The organism is Acinetobacter sp. NIPH 817 (assembly GCF_000368405.1).
In the GTDB taxonomy this organism is placed as follows: Bacteria; Pseudomonadota; Gammaproteobacteria; order Pseudomonadales; family Moraxellaceae; genus Acinetobacter.
This window is the reverse complement of sequence record NZ_KB849420.1, coordinates 563319-579989: the sequence shown is the minus strand read 5'-3', so window position 1 is coordinate 579989 and position 16671 is coordinate 563319. Positions and strand designations below refer to the sequence as shown.

The 16671-nt window shown below is 37.1% G+C and carries 15 protein-coding genes; 12 read left to right on the top strand and 3 right to left on the bottom strand.

Annotation, left to right across the window (positions count from 1 at the left end):
- Positions 1–47: 47 nt before the first annotated feature.
- A complete protein-coding gene (locus tag F968_RS20430; RefSeq protein WP_004791440.1) occupies positions 48–1055 on the top strand; it encodes a helix-turn-helix transcriptional regulator in 1008 nt (335 codons plus the stop codon).
- A 377-nt stretch (positions 1056–1432) separates the two neighbouring features.
- Here the strand turns inward: F968_RS20430 and mnmG are convergent, their stop codons facing one another.
- A complete protein-coding gene (gene mnmG, locus F968_RS06465) occupies positions 1433–3313 on the bottom strand; it encodes a tRNA uridine-5-carboxymethylaminomethyl(34) synthesis enzyme MnmG (RefSeq protein WP_004791439.1) in 1881 nt (626 codons plus the stop codon).
- Positions 3314–3544: 231 nt separating this feature from the next.
- On the opposite strand from mnmG, the gene F968_RS06460 reads away from it, so the two are divergent.
- The 11 genes from F968_RS06460 to F968_RS06410 all read left to right on the top strand — a co-directional run bounded on the left by F968_RS06460 (position 3545) and on the right by F968_RS06410 (position 14073).
- Positions 3545–3838 (top strand): hypothetical protein, encoded by a 294-nt coding sequence (locus F968_RS06460; protein WP_004791437.1) that lies wholly within the window; start codon positions 3545–3547, stop codon positions 3836–3838.
- A gap of 153 nt (positions 3839–3991) precedes the next feature.
- Positions 3992–4897, top strand: coding sequence for a 50S ribosomal protein L11 methyltransferase (gene prmA / locus F968_RS06455; RefSeq protein ID WP_004791435.1), 906 nt, complete (start codon positions 3992–3994; stop codon positions 4895–4897).
- 12 nt (positions 4898–4909) lie between these two features.
- Positions 4910–5755, top strand: coding sequence for a DUF3426 domain-containing protein (locus F968_RS06450; RefSeq protein ID WP_004791433.1), 846 nt, complete (start codon positions 4910–4912; stop codon positions 5753–5755).
- Between the two features lie 376 nt (positions 5756–6131).
- Positions 6132–6401 (top strand): DNA-binding transcriptional regulator Fis, encoded by a 270-nt coding sequence (fis, locus tag F968_RS06445; protein WP_001086304.1) that lies wholly within the window; start codon positions 6132–6134, stop codon positions 6399–6401.
- Positions 6402–6486: 85 nt separating this feature from the next.
- Positions 6487–8061 (top strand): bifunctional phosphoribosylaminoimidazolecarboxamide formyltransferase/IMP cyclohydrolase, encoded by a 1575-nt coding sequence (gene purH / locus F968_RS06440; protein WP_013197325.1) that lies wholly within the window; start codon positions 6487–6489, stop codon positions 8059–8061.
- 124 nt (positions 8062–8185) lie between these two features.
- Positions 8186–9469 carry a phosphoribosylamine--glycine ligase gene (gene purD / locus F968_RS06435; protein WP_004791429.1) on the top strand — a complete coding sequence of 428 codons (1284 nt, stop codon included), beginning with the start codon at positions 8186–8188 and terminating at the stop codon, positions 9467–9469.
- Positions 9470–9954: 485 nt separating this feature from the next.
- Positions 9955–10827: a MetQ/NlpA family ABC transporter substrate-binding protein gene (locus tag F968_RS06430; protein WP_004791427.1), complete on the top strand. Its 873-nt coding sequence runs from the start codon at positions 9955–9957 to the stop codon at positions 10825–10827.
- A 75-nt stretch (positions 10828–10902) separates the two neighbouring features.
- Positions 10903–11928: a methionine ABC transporter ATP-binding protein gene (locus tag F968_RS06425; protein ID WP_004791425.1), complete on the top strand. Its 1026-nt coding sequence runs from the start codon at positions 10903–10905 to the stop codon at positions 11926–11928.
- Positions 11925–12620, top strand: a complete 696-nt coding sequence (locus tag F968_RS06420) for a methionine ABC transporter permease (RefSeq protein ID WP_004791423.1) — start codon at positions 11925–11927, stop codon at positions 12618–12620. The genes F968_RS06425 and F968_RS06420 overlap by 4 nt, the downstream gene beginning before the upstream one ends.
- Before the next feature lie 159 nt (positions 12621–12779).
- Positions 12780–13511 (top strand): hydroxyacylglutathione hydrolase, encoded by a 732-nt coding sequence (gene gloB / locus F968_RS06415; RefSeq protein WP_004791421.1) that lies wholly within the window; start codon positions 12780–12782, stop codon positions 13509–13511.
- Positions 13512–13869: 358 nt separating this feature from the next.
- The gene (locus F968_RS06410; protein WP_002119766.1) at positions 13870–14073 is read left to right on the top strand and encodes a hypothetical protein; all 204 of its coding nucleotides are present in this window, start codon (positions 13870–13872) and stop codon (positions 14071–14073) included.
- Positions 14074–14240: 167 nt separating this feature from the next.
- Here F968_RS06410 and F968_RS06405 read toward each other — a convergent pair whose 3' ends face one another.
- Entirely contained in the window at positions 14241–15539 is a 1299-nt protein-coding gene (locus F968_RS06405) for a dicarboxylate/amino acid:cation symporter (protein ID WP_004791418.1), read from the bottom strand.
- A 446-nt stretch (positions 15540–15985) separates the two neighbouring features.
- Positions 15986–16558: a TetR/AcrR family transcriptional regulator gene (locus F968_RS06400; RefSeq protein WP_004791416.1), complete on the bottom strand. Its 573-nt coding sequence runs from the start codon at positions 16556–16558 to the stop codon at positions 15986–15988.
- Positions 16559–16671 lie beyond the last annotated feature (113 nt).

The window sequence follows — 16671 nt, the reverse complement described above, 5'->3', positions numbered from 1 at the left end:
TTTATTGTGTTGACACCAAAGCAATTGGATATAGATGTATTACGCTTATGTCTGTAATAGAAAAAGAAACTTCGAATAGTTTATATCGCCAATGGCAGATCTTGTCTCGCCTTCCAACCGGTAAATGGATCGGAACACGGGAATTACAAGAAATGCTTGAACGTGAAGGTATTGATATCAGTTTAAGGACTATTCAGCGTGATTTAAATCAAATTGCTCAGCGCTTTCCGATTGAAAGCAATAAGGCCGTACCTCAGGGCTGGCGGTGGCAATCCGATGCGCCTATTCAGAGCTTACCGCACATGACGAGTTCTCAGGCAGTAACCTTTATGATGGTTGAGGAGCATCTTAAACACTTGCTTCCACCTAGTCTTCTTGATGAGATGGGGCCTTGGTTTGATTTAGCTAAACGCAGCCTCTCTACACAAAATAATGTAAGACAATGGATTAACCGAGTACGCATTGTCCCAGCAAGCCAACCACTTATTCCTCCTGTAGTCGACCGTGCTGCTCAACAAGCAATTTATGAAGGATTGCTGCAAGACAAACAAATTGAATGTGTTTATCAGGCTCGAGTAAATCAAGGTGAAGATAAAACTTATGTTTTAAACCCTTTGGCTTTGGTACAAAAAGGTGCAGTAATTTATTTGATTTGCACACGGCATGACAAAACTGAAGTTCAAACGTTTGCCTTGCACCGTTTTAAATCAGCAAAAGTCTTAGATAGTCGAGCACTGCATCCTGTCAATTTTGATATTGATCATTATATTGATTCAGGTGCTTTAGGCTTCAGAGTGGACTATAAACAGCCAACTGAATCAATCCAGCTCACATTAACGATGACAGAGCAAACCGCTCGAACTTTCTATGAAAGCCAGTTAAGTAAAGACCAAACTATCATTCCACTTGAAGAAAATATTGTAGAAGTTACCGCAACAGTACCTTTTACATCTCAACTTGTGTGGTGGCTACGTAGTTTTGGCAAAAAATTACTGCATATCGAACCAATTCAAGTACACAACGCTGTTCGAGAAATTGAATCTGAGAATAAATAGATATAAAAAAGAGAACCATAAGGTTCTCTTTAGATTTTGAATTATAATTTTCTTAATTTTATATTGGCTCTTATATTTATAGTTGTTTCAGATCAATCTGTTCTTCCCCCACAAAACTGATCTGCTCTTTCTTTTGCGCTATTTTGAACATGAACATTGGCATGCCATTTCATATCCATTGTAGCGAATTGATTTCATTGTCATGGTTAAAGCCCTCTTGTTTGAACGTGAATTTAATATAACTGGCTACCTGAAATATGTGAAATAAGAAAAAAAGGAAGCGAAATCTATTTTCTTCCTTAGGAAGTTTCCATATATTTTTTGAACAGAAAATAAAAAAGCCCAGTCTTAACTGGGCTTTTTGTACACTTAAATGATTAAGCTGTTTTCTTAATCATATTGTTTTTACGAATTGTGATCATTACAAGCTGAACAGCTGCTGGTGTAACACCAGGAATACGGCTTGCTTGAGCTAATGTTTCCGGAAGAACTGTTTTTAATTTCTGGGTAATTTCGCGAGATAAACCAGACACTACGTCATAGTCAAAATCGGTAGGAATTTTAGTTTCTTCAAGACGCTTTAACTGTGCCACATCTTCATGCTGACGGTTAATATAACCTTCGTATTTCACAGCAATCTCGATTTGCTCACCAACCTGCTCAGAAACTTCAGAACCCGTAAGTTCTGCAATTTGACCAAAGCTAATATTAGGGCGTTTAAGCAAATCAATTGCGCTACATTCTTTACTTAAATCAGCACCCGTCATCTCAACGAATTTTTTACCCATAGGGTTATTTGGTGCTGCCCACAAATGTTGTAAACGAGAGGTTTCACGCTCAACCGCTTCCATTTTTTCACAATAAGCAGCCCAACGAATATCATCAACCAAACCAAGTTCACGACCAACAGTCGTTAAACGCTGATCTGCATTGTCTTCACGTAGCATCAAACGGTATTCCGCACGTGATGTAAACATACGGTACGGTTCTTTAGTACCTAAAGTGATGAGGTCATCAACCAATACACCCATATAAGCTTGGTCACGCTTAGGTGTCCACTCTTCTTGCTCCCACGCACGGCGCGCAGCATTTAAACCAGCAAGTAAACCTTGAGCACCTGCTTCTTCATAACCTGTCGTACCATTAATTTGGCCAGCAAAATATAGACCATTAATCGCTTTAGTTTCGAGGGTGAATTTCAAAGCTTGCGGATTGAAATAATCGTATTCAATCGCATAGCCTGGACGCAAAATATGCGCATTTTCCATACCACGAATAGAGCGAACAAGCTCAAACTGCACATCAAATGGAAGCGAAGTCGAAATACCATTTGGATAAAGTTCGTGTGTATCTAAACCTTCTGGTTCCAAAAATACTTGATGCGAGTCTTTATCAGCGAAACGGTGAATTTTATCTTCGATTGATGGGCAGTAACGTGGACCAACACCTTCAATAACACCGGTATACATTGGTGAACGATCTAAACCACCACGAATAATGTCGTGAGTTTTTTCATTTGTATGCGTGATATAACAATTTACTTGTTCTGGGTGCATAGAAGCATCACCCATGAATGACATGACCGGAGACGGGAAATCACCCGGCTGTGGAATCATGACTGAAAAATCAACCGAACGTGCATCAATACGTGGTGGAGTACCAGTTTTTAAACGACCAACAGGTAGTTTTAATTCACGTAAACGTTGAGCAAGTGCAATAGAAGGTGGATCACCCGCACGACCACCGCTTGATTTTTCTAAACCAACGTGGATTACACCACCTAGGAATGTACCTGTAGTCAACACAACAGTTTTTGCATCAAAGCGAATACCCATTTGGGTAACTACACCTTTAACTGTATCACCTTCAACAATCAGGTCATCAGCTGCTTGCTGGAAAATATCAAGATTTGCTTGATTTTCCAAAGTATCGCGGATGGCAGCTTTATAGCGCACACGGTCAGCTTGAGCACGTGTTGCACGCACTGCGGCACCTTTACGCGAGTTTAAAATACGGAACTGAATACCACCTTTATCGGCAGCTAACGCCATTGCGCCACCAAGTGCATCAATTTCACGTACTAAATGCGACTTACCAATACCACCGATTGCTGGGTTACAACTCATTTGGCCCAAAGTCTCAATGTTATGGGTCAAAAGCAAAGTCTGTCGTCCCATACGCGCAGCAGCAAGGGCCGCTTCCGTACCTGCGTGACCGCCGCCGATAACAATAACATCATAAACTTTAGGGTAGTGCATGAGTACAAAACACCAGAAAAAAAAGACGGAACATTATAGCAAAATTATCTGCTTATTGATGTACATAATTACAAAATTGTCTTTACATGATTTACGGTACTCCACATGTTTTGACATTTTGTTGCATGAATTCAATACAAAGTGAATGTTTTTAAGAATTTTTCATCCTAGAATAAAAAATGTACAGCACTTCTACGAATTTAAAATTAACGCAACGAGAAGGAACACAAAATGAAAACGACTATGTTAAAAATCTTAACCGCATCTCTCCTTTGTTTTTCAGGCGTAACGTTTACCCACGCTGCGACGAATCATACTGCTAAATCGACTCATATGTCTAAATCAAGCAAAACAGCTAGTCATACTGCAGATTCAAGCAAATCAGTGATGCAAAAAGAACTTAGAGCTTGTATGAAAAAACAGCAAGGTGAATGGGTATCTTATAGCCATAATGGTGTAACCTTTAATGGTACTTGCGAACCAAATGAAAACGGTAAACTACAATTTAAAGCCCCTGCCCCTTAATCTGTTTTGACATAAGGTAGAAGAAGTCATTTATTTTCCGCCACATCTCATCAGTATTTTCAAAGACGGCTCATTAAAGATGAGCCGCTTTCTTTTTTAAAATGGTCTAGTCCGCTACAATACGCCTTTAAATAAAATTTTTAGGTCCTTTTCGTGAAGTGGTTACAAATACACATTACCGTTGATCAAGAACAAGTTGAGTTCACAGAAACACTTTTAATGTCTCTAGGTGCGGTAAGCGTAACTCTGGATGATGCTGAAGATCAGGCTTTGCTCGAACCATTACCAGGTGAAACACCTTTATGGAACAAAGTAATCGTGACAGGCATCTATCAACAAGACGAACAAGACCCAATTGATGTCGACACTTTAGAAGCTTTCTTAAAAGCACAACTTCCAGATGCTCCTATACGCCACGAAGAACTTGAAGATCAAGTATGGGAACGTGCATGGATGGATTATTACGAACCAATCCAAATTGGGGAAAAGTTCTGGATTGTACCTGAATGGCTAGAGCCACCAGAAGCTGATGCAACCAACATTAAGTTAGATCCAGGTCTTGCGTTTGGTACAGGTAACCATGCAAGTACTTTCTTATGCTTACAATGGCTAGGTAAAACTGACGTTAAAGATAAGATCGTGATTGATTATGGCTGTGGTTCAGGCATTTTAGGGGTAGCCGCTTTATTATTAGGTGCTAAAAAAGTATATGCCACTGATATTGACCCTCAGGCTGTTTTAGCAACAAAACAAAATGCTGAACTTAATGGGGTATTAGATGGACTATATGTAGGCCTTCCTGAAGAATTCGATCAAGAGTTCAAACCTCAGCAAGCAGATGTTCTAGTTGCAAATATTTTGGCTGGTCCATTAATGGCACTTGCGCCAGAGTTTGCAAATTTAATTAAATCTGAGGGTGAGTTCGCACTCGCAGGGGTAATTGAAGAGCAAGTTACTGATGTTTCAGGTGTTTATTCTGAATTTTTTGATATATTAGATGTCGAAAAGCGCGAAGAGAACTGGTGTCGCATTTCAGGAAAACGTAAAACAATAAATTGAGACTTTTAACTCATGAATGAAAAACAAACCCGCTGCCCTAAGTGTTTAACAGTTTATAAAGTATCTCTTACTCAATTGACTGTTGCTCAGGGTATGGTTTGTTGCCCTAAATGTGATTCGAGCTTTAATGCACTCACCCATCTGATTAATATTGAAAATCCTGTCATAATTAACTCATCAACATTAGCCAATGGTTCAATGCAAACGAGATATATGACACATTCACATGTGTTAGATATCTTTGAGCAAAAAGTTGAAAATTCCAATATTGATCTTTTAACTTATCTCAATAACTTAAATTATTTTCATAACGAACCTATTAATGCTCTGCCAAATCTTAATTTAGCTGAACAAACTTCCTCGCAAGAACAAGACAATAATAAAAAGCATAGTTGGCTGTACTACACGCTCTGGAGTTCTGCTAACCTTATTTTAATTTTAGTTTTTACTTTTCAAATTCTCTGGTTTAATCCTAAGCTCATGCATGCAAGCCCGACCGTTAGCCATGCGTTTAATTATGTTTGCGGAATAATGCATTGCAATAAGTCAGCCGAACAATATCAACTTATTTATATAGAAAAGTTAAAACTCCGCAAAGTTGATACAAGTCATACCCAATTCTCAGGCATATTGCTTAATCAAAATGATAAAAGTATTGAACTTCCAAACCTAAAGTTGAGTTTTTCAACAGAGCCAAACAAAACAGAAGAAATTATATTGACTCCTCAACAATATCTTGTTGAAAACTTACGAGGTATTCAACGCATTCCCTCTGATACCCCTTTCCGATTCCAATTTGATCTAAACAAAAGCAAAAAAAGCCTATTAAATTATCGATTAGAAATTGTCCACCCCTAAAATGTAAAAAAAGTGAAAAAAAAATAAAAAAAAATGCAGTTAATTTGCTCACTTTTTCCTAGACAATGGTATGATACGCGCCACGAAAGCTTTGACTCATATACTCCTCGCTCTCAATCCAAAAAAAATACTGTTAAGCATGTGTGCTTTTCTACTTTAAGCACATAGCCTAACTTTTTTTGTTTTTGAGGGAGCTGTAACAAATATTTAACTATTGTTACGCTTATTTTTTATTCAATACGAAGAAATATGGCAAGCTAATTGTTCTTATGTTTTAGAGTCACTGTTTTAGGATCTAAAACAGGACTCCGTATTTTTAGACCACATTTATATACTACTTTATCCAAGTTAGTATTTGATTTTCGGATTAACTCGCATGAATAGCAAATCTCCTATTTTTACTGCACAATCTGATGTTGCTCTTCGCATCCACGTGGATCGCGCAGTTCGTCATTATTTTGCACAATTGCAAGGTGAGCAACCATCTCAGGTATATGACATGGTGCTAGCAGAAATGGAGAAACCTCTTTTATCTGTAGTTCTTGAATATACACGTGGTAATCAAACCCGTGCTGCAGAGATTCTTGGACTCAACCGTGGCACTTTACGTAAAAAGTTAAAAGCTCACGGTTTAATGAGTGAATAAATGATAAAATGCTCACGACTTCGTGGGCATTTTTTTATGCTTATTGGTTTTAATCCGTAGACTTGAAATTGTTGAATTAAACATCATGACTATTAAACGTGCTTTGATTTCTGTATCTGATAAGACAGGAATTGTCGAATTTGCTCAAAACCTTGCAGCTTTAGGGGTAGAATTATTATCTACAGGCGGCACATACAAGTTGCTTAAAGATAATAACATCGCAGTTGTTGAAGTATCTGAACATACTGGCTTCCCTGAAATGATGGATGGTCGTGTTAAGACATTACATCCAAAAATTCATGGCGGTATTCTTGCTCGTCGCGGCTTAGACGAAGCAGTAATGGAAGAACACAACATTGATCCGATTGATCTAGTTGTTGTAAACCTTTATCCATTCGCTGCGACAGTTGCAAAACCTGACTGTACCCTTCCTGATGCAATCGAAAATATCGACATCGGTGGTCCTACAATGGTTCGCGCAGCTGCTAAAAACCATGCTTCTGTAGGTATTGTAGTAAATGCTTCAGATTACGACACCGTAATCAATGAATTAAAAACTGCTGGTTCACTTTCTTATGAAACACGTTTTGATTTAGCTGTTAAAGCATTTGAACATACTGCTCAATATGATGGCATGATCGCTTCTTACTTAGGCGCTCGCGTTGGTAAGACCGAAGGTGAAGCTGATTTATTCCCTCGTACGTTCAACACTCAATTGAACAAAGCGCAAGATCTACGTTACGGTGAAAACCCACACCAATCTGCTGCATTTTACGTTGAAGCAAATGCAAAAGAAGCATCAGTTTCTACAGCAAAACAGTTACAAGGCAAAGAATTGTCTTATAACAACATTGCTGACACAGATGCTGCACTTGAATGTGTTAAATCATTCGCAAAACCTGCTTGTGTAATTGTAAAACATGCTAACCCTTGTGGTGTTGCTGTTTCTTTAGACGGCATTAAAGCTGCTTACGATTTAGCTTATGCAACAGATCCAGAATCTGCTTTCGGTGGCATTATTGCATTTAACCGTGAGTTAGATGTTGCAACTGCTCAAGCAATCGTTGACCGTCAATTCGTTGAAGTGATTATTGCTCCAAGTATTGCTGATGGTGTGCTTGAAGTTACTGGCGCTAAGAAAAACGTACGTGTTTTAGTATGTGGCGAATTACCTGCGATTGACGCACGTGCACCACAACTTGACTACAAACGCGTTAATGGCGGTTTATTAGTTCAAGATCAAGACTTAGGTATGATTACTAAAGATGATCTTAAAGTAGTAACTAAATGCGCACCAACTGAACAAGAAATTGATGACCTGATCTTTGCTTGGAAAGTTGCGAAATATGTAAAATCAAATGCAATTGTTTATGCGAAAAATCGCCAAACTATTGGTGTTGGTGCAGGTCAAATGAGCCGTGTTAACTCAGCTCGTATTGCTGCCATTAAAGCTGAACATGCTGGTTTGGTTGTTGAAGGTGCTGTAATGGCATCAGATGCATTCTTCCCGTTCCGTGACGGGATTGATAATGCAGCTAAAGCTGGCATTAAATGCATTATTCAACCAGGTGGTTCTATGCGTGATGAAGAAGTAATCGCAGCAGCTGACGAAGCTGGTATTGCAATGGTCTTCACTGGTATGCGCCATTTCCGCCACTAATTTAAATTTAGTCCTCCCTAACCCTCCTTTTATTCAGGAGGGTTTTCCACAATAATGGAGCTAACTCTCCAACTTGAGGGATAGAGGGAGATGAAAAGGATTAAAGTTAAGGAACAAATTAAAAATGAATATTTTAGTTTTAGGTAGTGGTGGTCGTGAACATGCTTTAGCATGGAAAATTGCGCAAGATACCAATGTTACTCAAGTTTTTGTTGCGCCAGGTAATGCTGGAACTGCAACAGAAGACAAATGTGTTAATGTTCAACTTGATATTTTAGACAACTCAGCAATCATTGCTTTTGCTAAAGAAAATAATGTTGATCTTATTATTGTTGGTCCAGAAGCACCATTAGTTAATGGCGTGGTAGATGCTGCACGTGAAGCAGGTTTAAAAATTTGGGGACCTACTCAATACGCAGCGCAGCTTGAAGGCTCAAAAGCATTTGCTAAGCACTTTTTAAAGCGTCACAACATTCCAACTGCTTTCTATGACGTTTTCACTGAAGTAGATGCAGCTAAAGCGTATGTTGAAAAAAATGGTGCGCCAATTGTAATTAAAGCTGATGGTCTTGCTGCTGGTAAAGGCGTAATCGTTGCAATGACCAACGAAGAAGCTTTTGCAGCGATTGATGACATGCTTGCTGGCAACAAATTTGGTGATGCTGGTTCACGCGTTGTGATTGAACAGTTCCTTGCGGGTGAAGAAGCTTCTTTCATTTGTATGATTGATGGTAAAAATATTTTACCAATGGCAACTTCACAAGATCACAAGCGTATTTTTGAAGGCGATCAAGGTCCTAACACCGGCGGTATGGGTGCATACTCTCCTGCTCCGGTTGTAACTTCTGACATTTTCGAACGCGTTATGTCTGAAATCATGCGTCCGACTGTTGACGGTATGGCTGCTGATGGACATGTTTACACTGGTTTCTTATATGCTGGTCTAATGATTGATGAGCAAGGTCAACCACGTGTGATCGAGTTTAACTGTCGTTTTGGCGATCCTGAAACTCAACCGATCATGATGCGTTTAAAATCATCTCTTGTGGAATTGGTAGAAGCTGGTATTGCTGGTAATTTACCAAAAGAAGCTGAATGGGATGAGCGTAAGTCAATCGGTATTGTACTCGCAGCTGAAGGCTATCCTGATAGTGTACGCAAAGGCGATGTAATTTCTGGTATCGGACAATCACCTGAAGATACTAAAATTTTCCATGCAGGTACTGCAACTCGTGAAGATGGTCACATCGTGACTTCTGGTGGTCGAGTTCTTTGCGTAACAGCATTGGGCGACAGCGTTCTTGAAGCACAAATTAATGCGCTAGAAGTATGTGGTCAAGTTACCTTTACTGGTATGCAATATCGTAATGACATTGGCTACCGCGCAATTGCACGTGAAAAAGCTTAAAAAACCTACAAGTTTAAAACGCTAATAAAAAAGCCTCTATATAGAGGCTTTTTTATTACGTATCACGATATAAGAAATCGTATAAATCTTTAAAATTTTGCTAAAGATATCAACAAATAAAAAGAAGTCCCCTATATCAAGCATACTTTTATTGCTATCATTAGTACATAGTTGTAACTGTCATCAGACACTGCTGTTTTAATAATTTCCATAAAGACTTGCTCTACAAATTATGCCTGTAGAGAGTTTTTTAATATTCTAAATTTATGAATGCTCGTTTGGCTACTGTTGGGGATGAACTGTTTGGGGAAACAGTTTTTGTTTATTAAACAATTACCCTCTGTTATAGCCAAAATATGCAAGCAAATTATGGAACCCCAGAAAAAGATCACAGAGTTTAGACTAGTTGTAATTTCAACTCCTCTCTTTTCATATTGATATAGATCAATCTTTATTGTTCTATATCTTAATCAGGACTTTTTTAAATGAAAAAGCTGATCAGCCTTTTTTTAAGCATGTCAGTAGTATTATTGACAGCATGTAGCAAACAAGAAAATGCTCAACAAGCCGAACAAAACAATGATAGTTCCAAAGTACAAAAGGTAGTAATTGCCTCTACAGGTTCGGATGCTGAAATTTGGCGTTATATCGCATCTTTACCTGAAACCCAAGCTGCTGGACTGAAGTTAGAAGTAAAAAACTTCTCAGACTCCGTTTCAATGAATACAGCAATTGCAAATAAAGAAGTAGATTTGAACGCATTCCAAGCTTATTCTTATCTTACTGCATTTAATAATTCAAACCCGGATAAGATTGCACCAGTTTCTACCACTTATATTGAGCCAATGGGGATTTATTCAAGTAAATACAAAAAAATTGAAGAACTTCCTGAAGGTGCAATTATTTCAATCCCGGATGATGCTGCCAGCGAATCTCGTGCGCTACTCTTGTTACAAACTGCTGGCTTAATCAAGCTTAAAGCTGACTTTAATCCTATTCATGGCAGTCCAATTGATGTTATCGAAAATCCCAAAAAGATCAACATCAAACCAATCAAAATGGAAACTGCATTACGTCTTAAAAATGAATTTGATGCAGTTGTATTAAATAATACCATAGCACTCGAGGGAGGTTTAAACGTACTCAAAGATTCTATGTTCTATGAACCTATTGATCAAATCTCAAAAATTAGTGTAAACGTTCTAGCAACTACTGAATCACGTAAAAATGATCCTGTCTTGCAAAAAGTTGGTAAGCTTTACCACACTGCCGCTGTTAAAAAATACGTTGAAGAACACTTAGGTGGAACAAAAGTTGACGTAGATCAACCGATCAGCTATCTCTCAGAAGCTAAATAGTAATATAATAACCCAAACGTGAAACAGGCAAATTCTCTTTGCCTGTTTTTTCTTTCCAGCATAGTTTCTGAAGATATGATTCAATTTAAAAACATTTCAAAGCACTATCAGCTCAAAAGTCAAACCATACGCGCACTCGACCAAATCAATTTAGAGATTCCAGAGGGCAGTATTTTTGGCATCATTGGCTATAGTGGTGCAGGTAAAAGTACCTTAATCCGCCTGATCAACCTACTTGAGCGACCAACAGAAGGTCAAATCATTATTAATCAGAAAGATTTCACCGCTTTGGATGCGCGCTCATTACGTCAGGAACGTGCAAGTATTGGAATGATTTTTCAGCACTTCAATTTGCTACAAACCAAGACGGTTGCTGAAAATATTGAAATGCCAATGCGCCTACTGAATTACAACAAGGTAGAACGCGAAAAGCGCTTAAATGAATTATTAGAATTCATTGATCTTAAGCATAAAAAAGATGCTTACCCAGATGAACTTTCTGGTGGTCAAAAGCAACGTGTTGGTATTGCCCGTGCTTTAGCAAATCATCCAAAAATTCTTTTGTGTGATGAAGCAACTTCTGCCCTAGATCCGCAAACAACCAAGTCAGTTTTAGAACTATTAAAGAAAATTAATCAAGAGCAAAAAATCACGATTGTTATGGTGACCCATGAAATGGATGTCATCGAAACTATTTGTGATCATGTGGCTGTGATGGAAGCAGGTAAAGTCATTGAACAAGGTTCAACGATTGATATCTTTAGTAAACCTCAACATCCAACGACTAAAAACTTCATTCAAACTGTTTTACATCAACAGTTGCCTGTGAACATTTTAAATCAGCTTGAAAACCAGCATCATCATAGTATTTACTGTTTACAGTTTTTAGGGCGTTCTGCTCAAGAACCTGTAATTCAGTCACTAATTAAACAATTCGATATTAGCTTAAATATTTTATTTGCCAACATGACTGAAATTAATGGCACAGTCATTGGTCAAATGTTTGTGCAGCTTTTAGGTGATCCTCAGCTAATTAAGCAGGCTATTGAGTTTTTGGAACAAAATGAAGTAGGTGTAGTTCAATCAGGAGATCAAGTATGAGAGATTTAATCGTACAATGGTTAACTGAACTTACTCAACCTTTCTGGCACAGCTCCCTTTCTATTGATCAATTCGTTACAGCTTTGCAAGAAACCTTTAACATGGTTTTCTTCGCACTTTTGTTTGGTGGTATTTGGGGATTTATTCAGGGAATTATTTTATTAGTTACCCGTCCAGAGGGCATTTTACCGAATAAAGTGATTTATCATTTACTTAATCCAATTGTAAATGCTTTACGCTCCCTCCCCTTTATTATTTTACTTATTGCAGTGATTCCTCTTACTAAGCTGTTAGTAGGTACTTCAATTGGTACATGGGCAGCTATTGTTCCATTGACTATTTATGTTGGTCCTTATATGGGACGTCTGATTGAAACTTCATTGCTTGAAGTCAATGAAGGAATTATTGAATCTGCTCAAGCAATGGGTGCTACACCTTGGCAAATTATCTATCGCTTTATTTTGCCTGAAGCACGCAGTTCGCTCATTTTAAACCTTACAACAGCGACAATCAGTCTTATCGGTGCAACCGCTATGGCTGGCGCAGTTGGTGCAGGTGGTATTGGTGATTTAGCGATTTCTTATGGTTATCAACGTTTTGATACCAGCGTTGTTATTTTAACAGTCATTATCCTATTACTATTAGTACAGATTGTACAAACGCTAGGAAACTGGCTCGCTAAACTCCGTTAAGTCATCCATACAAAAAAGCTCTCTTCTAGAGGGCTTTTTTTGTTTTACAACTCTTTTCTTAAAGATAGTTGAGTACATGGCTCAATACCATTTTCTGGTATGATCAGATTTAGTCATTATTATTCATTTACTCTTTGGATTTAGTTTCAGGATAAAACAATGCGTTATAGAATTCATTTTATTGATGTGCAGAATGCCCTCCAAAACTATATCTGGATTTTAGAAGATACTGAAACCCAAGAAGCTGTAGCAGTTGACCCAACAGAAGCAGAACTAGTCACCCAATTTTGTCAGAAGCATCAGTTAAATCTAAAACAAATTTGGCTTACTCATTGGCATAAAGACCATATAGGTGGTGTTGCTGATTTAACGGCTGCCCAAAATATTACTGTCTATGGTCCCCGTGATGAGCTCACAAAGATTCCGGGAATTACCCATCCCTTACAACATGACGATCATCTAAAATTTAATGATTTAAAAGTAGAAATTATTGCAACTCCAGGTCATACCCTAGGGCACATTGTATATTTTATTGAAGAATTAGAAGCTGTATTTTGTGGTGATACTTTATTTGCAATGGGATGTGGTCGATTATTTGAAGGCACGGCTGAACAAATGTATCACTCACTGAGCCGTCTAGCAGCATTACCAACCAGCACAAAAGTTTATTGCACACATGAATACACGCTTTCAAATGCCGAATTTGCTTTAACGGTAGAACCTCATAATCTTGCCTTAGCAGAACGAGCTCAAGAAGTCCGTGAACTACGAAAACAAGGTTTAATCACGCTACCAAGTACGATTGAACTTGAGTTGGCGACCAATCCCTTTCTTCGCGCAGAAAGTGTTGAAGACTTCGCACATATACGTACTCTTAAAGATAATTTCTAAAATTGAGCTTTAAAAAAGAAGATACGGTTTCATTTTAATAACTGTATCTTTTTGCTTATTACCTGTTGCCTGTAATTATTTTTTACATTTACTCTATTTTTTATTTACTCATTATTTTAAAAATATCGTTGAACTTATTTTTTTAAAAATATTTAAAACAAACAGCACTTTAAATAAAAAGTTATTATTTTTTAGTTACATAAGACACTCATAATTTTATAAAAATGAAATCTTTTATTTCTTTATCTTACTTTTTTTACAAGTTGCAAAATAAAACAAAGTTTTGCCCCTTTAAAAAATCTAATTAAAACCCTATTAATAAATAAGATGTAATGCCACGGATAGAAGGAGTTCTCACGTGAAAAAGGTTGTTAAAGCTAAAAATTTGATTGCGTTTCGTATTTGGTTAGAAAAGTTAGGGTATTCAGTTAAAAATCTCGCTGACGGGAAAGGTTTTACTTTTAGTTTTAAAAAAGAATATGGTTTGGTCACTTGTGATTTAGCAGGTAATTCATTAGCTATGCAATTAGGTGAAGAGTTTGAGGATCACTTAAAAGCATAATTTTTCACGATTCGATTTTAATTACAGTACTGTCTTTATTGAAAGACAAGTAATGTTGCAGAACTTTAGAATGGCTTAATTAAAATATATTTTTTAGTTATTAAATAAAAAATCTGTAGCAGGGCTACTCTCCCAAATTGCCCTTAGCTACAGATTTTTTTATAAGGTTAATCTGCTTTATGGTTCTTTAATGCTTTATCAAGAAGATCTTTATCTAAAGCCTTATCCCAACGTGCCACTACAATTGTTGCACAAGCATTACCAACTAAGTTTGTTAATGCACGACATTCAGACATAAAACGGTCGATACCAAGGATTAAAGCCATACCCGCGACAGGAACAGCCGGCACAACTGATAGAGTTGCGGCCAGAGTAATAAAGCCTGCACCAGTCACCCCTGCTGCACCTTTAGAACTTACCATTGCAACAAGAAGTAATGCAATTTGTTCACTAATTGATAAATCTACATTACACGCTTGTGCAATAAACAGAGCTGCCATAGTCATGTAGATATTTGTACCATCAAGGTTAAATGAGTAACCCGTTGGAATGACCAGACCTACCACCGATTTTTCACAACCTGCTTTTTGCATTTTGTCCATTAAAGATGGCAAAGCTGCTTCTGAAGAACTTGTGCCTAAAACCAACCAAAGTTCATCTTTGATATAACGAATTAAATGAATAATTGAAAAACCGTTATAACGAGCTACTGCACCTAAGATCACTACGACAAATAACACCGCAGTAATATAGAACGTCATAATTAATAGTAATAAATTACCAATTGATTCGATTCCATAAGCACCGATCGTGAAAGCCATTGCACCAAAAGCACCAATTGGAGCAAGCTTCATTAACATACCAACCAAGTAGAAAACTGGAGCTGTTAAGTTATTTAAGAAATCGGTAATTGGGCGTGCTCGGTCGCCTAAAGCAGCCAAAGAAATACCAAATAGAACCGCTACAAATAACACCTGCAAAATCTCGCCACCAGCCAGAGGACTGACTAAGGTTTGCGGGATAATATTCATGAAGAAATCGGTAATATTTGTTGCATGTGCCTTCTCAACATAAGTATTTACTTTGTCGTTGACTAAGGTGGCAGGATCGATGTTAAGGCCTTTACCCGGTTGGATAATATTTGCCACAATCATACCAACCACAAGAGCCAAGCTTGAGAAGGTCAGAAAATAAAGCATCGCTTTACCAGTTACACGACCCACACGGCTCATGTTTGTCATACTGGCAATGCCTGTAACAACTGTTAAAAAGATGACGGGAGCAATAATCATTTTAACGATCTTGATGAATGCATCACCAAGCGGTTTTAAACTTTCGCCAAGTTCTGGGTAAAAATGACCAATTAAAATGCCCAAAATAATTGCAAAAATGACCTGTACATACAAAATTTGGTGAAATTTCTGTTTTTTCTGTACCGTTTCTTGGTCAAGGGTATTGAAATCCATTATCTAAATACCTTTTCGATGGGGATAAAAAAATAAAATATAAAGCTAGCACCACAAGCCGCTTTAACAAGGAAAAGCCATTGTAAAGAATAAAAAACACCCTGTGTTATAAATTTAAAAAATGTCAAATTCAAAAATCATGCATTAATTTGTATAGAATACTTTTTATTTTAAGATTTGAAAAATTATAATATTTATTAAAAAAAATATTAAATTATTGTTTATATTAAAATTTAACTCTATTAAAGGTAATGAAATCGGCTTTAAGGACTTGTTTAACTGATTCAGGACTACCATTTATTAAATAAATGATTTTATTAAAAACATGTAAATTTTAAATTATGAAAATTTAATTTAAAAATAATAAGAAAAATTGATATATAATTTTTTAACAAGAGAAAATCCCTATTTCTTGTTAAAAAATTACACTAATAAGCTGTGATAAATTAATTAAAATTAGGGTGGGCCTTAAATAACCGCTTTAATAAAATATGGACATAGTCTAAGCTTAATGTACGATCAGTGAATAAGATGCGGAATAACATAGGTGCAATCACAGCTTCGATAATTTCTTGATTTTCTATAGTTAATTCATTACGCGCCTTTGCTCTGGCTTGAATAATATCAAGTTGTTGAACGATTAAAGTTTCACACTTTCGAGCGTTTGAAGATTCAGTTGCATATAGCAAATCTCGTAGCAATGTTTGCCCTACTTCAGAAGAGTACTCTTCAAAATATTGTTCAATCCATGACGTGATATCGAGTTGAAATGAGCCTAAATCTTTTGGCTCCATATCGGGTTTAAGTTTATTAAGGGCAACATCTGAAAATAACTGTTTGATATCTCCCCAACGACGATAAATGGTAGAAGGTGTTACACCTGCTTCATCAGCAATCATGGGTATAGTAATTTGGCTTTGCTCCAAGTTTTTTTGAAGCTCTTTTACTGCTTGATGAACTGCTGTTTGAATTCTTTCACTACGACCACCCGGGCGTAACCCAGTAACAACTTTTGCCATTAATTAGCTCTACTTCAATAAAAACGATTAAAATAATATTTGTATATACAAAATACACTAAAGCTAATGATTTGCTTTAGTGTAAAAATCATGTATAAAAGCTAAATATTCGC

Coding starts and splice junctions, on each gene's coding strand:
- F968_RS20430 (WP_004791440.1), top strand. CDS start 48: ATGTCTGTAATAGAAAAAGAAACTTCGAATAGTTTATATCGCCAATGG.
- mnmG (WP_004791439.1), bottom strand. CDS start 3,313: ATGCACTACCCTAAAGTTTATGATGTTATTGTTATCGGCGGCGGTCAC.
- F968_RS06460 (WP_004791437.1), top strand. CDS start 3,545: ATGAAAACGACTATGTTAAAAATCTTAACCGCATCTCTCCTTTGTTTT.
- F968_RS06450 (WP_004791433.1), top strand. CDS start 4,910: ATGAATGAAAAACAAACCCGCTGCCCTAAGTGTTTAACAGTTTATAAA.
- fis (WP_001086304.1), top strand. CDS start 6,132: ATGAATAGCAAATCTCCTATTTTTACTGCACAATCTGATGTTGCTCTT.
- purH (WP_013197325.1), top strand. CDS start 6,487: ATGACTATTAAACGTGCTTTGATTTCTGTATCTGATAAGACAGGAATT.
- purD (WP_004791429.1), top strand. CDS start 8,186: ATGAATATTTTAGTTTTAGGTAGTGGTGGTCGTGAACATGCTTTAGCA.
- F968_RS06430 (WP_004791427.1), top strand. CDS start 9,955: ATGAAAAAGCTGATCAGCCTTTTTTTAAGCATGTCAGTAGTATTATTG.
- F968_RS06425 (WP_004791425.1), top strand. CDS start 10,903: ATGATTCAATTTAAAAACATTTCAAAGCACTATCAGCTCAAAAGTCAA.
- F968_RS06420 (WP_004791423.1), top strand. CDS start 11,925: ATGAGAGATTTAATCGTACAATGGTTAACTGAACTTACTCAACCTTTC.
- gloB (WP_004791421.1), top strand. CDS start 12,780: ATGCGTTATAGAATTCATTTTATTGATGTGCAGAATGCCCTCCAAAAC.
- F968_RS06405 (WP_004791418.1), bottom strand. CDS start 15,539: ATGGATTTCAATACCCTTGACCAAGAAACGGTACAGAAAAAACAGAAA.
- F968_RS06400 (WP_004791416.1), bottom strand. CDS start 16,558: ATGGCAAAAGTTGTTACTGGGTTACGCCCGGGTGGTCGTAGTGAAAGA.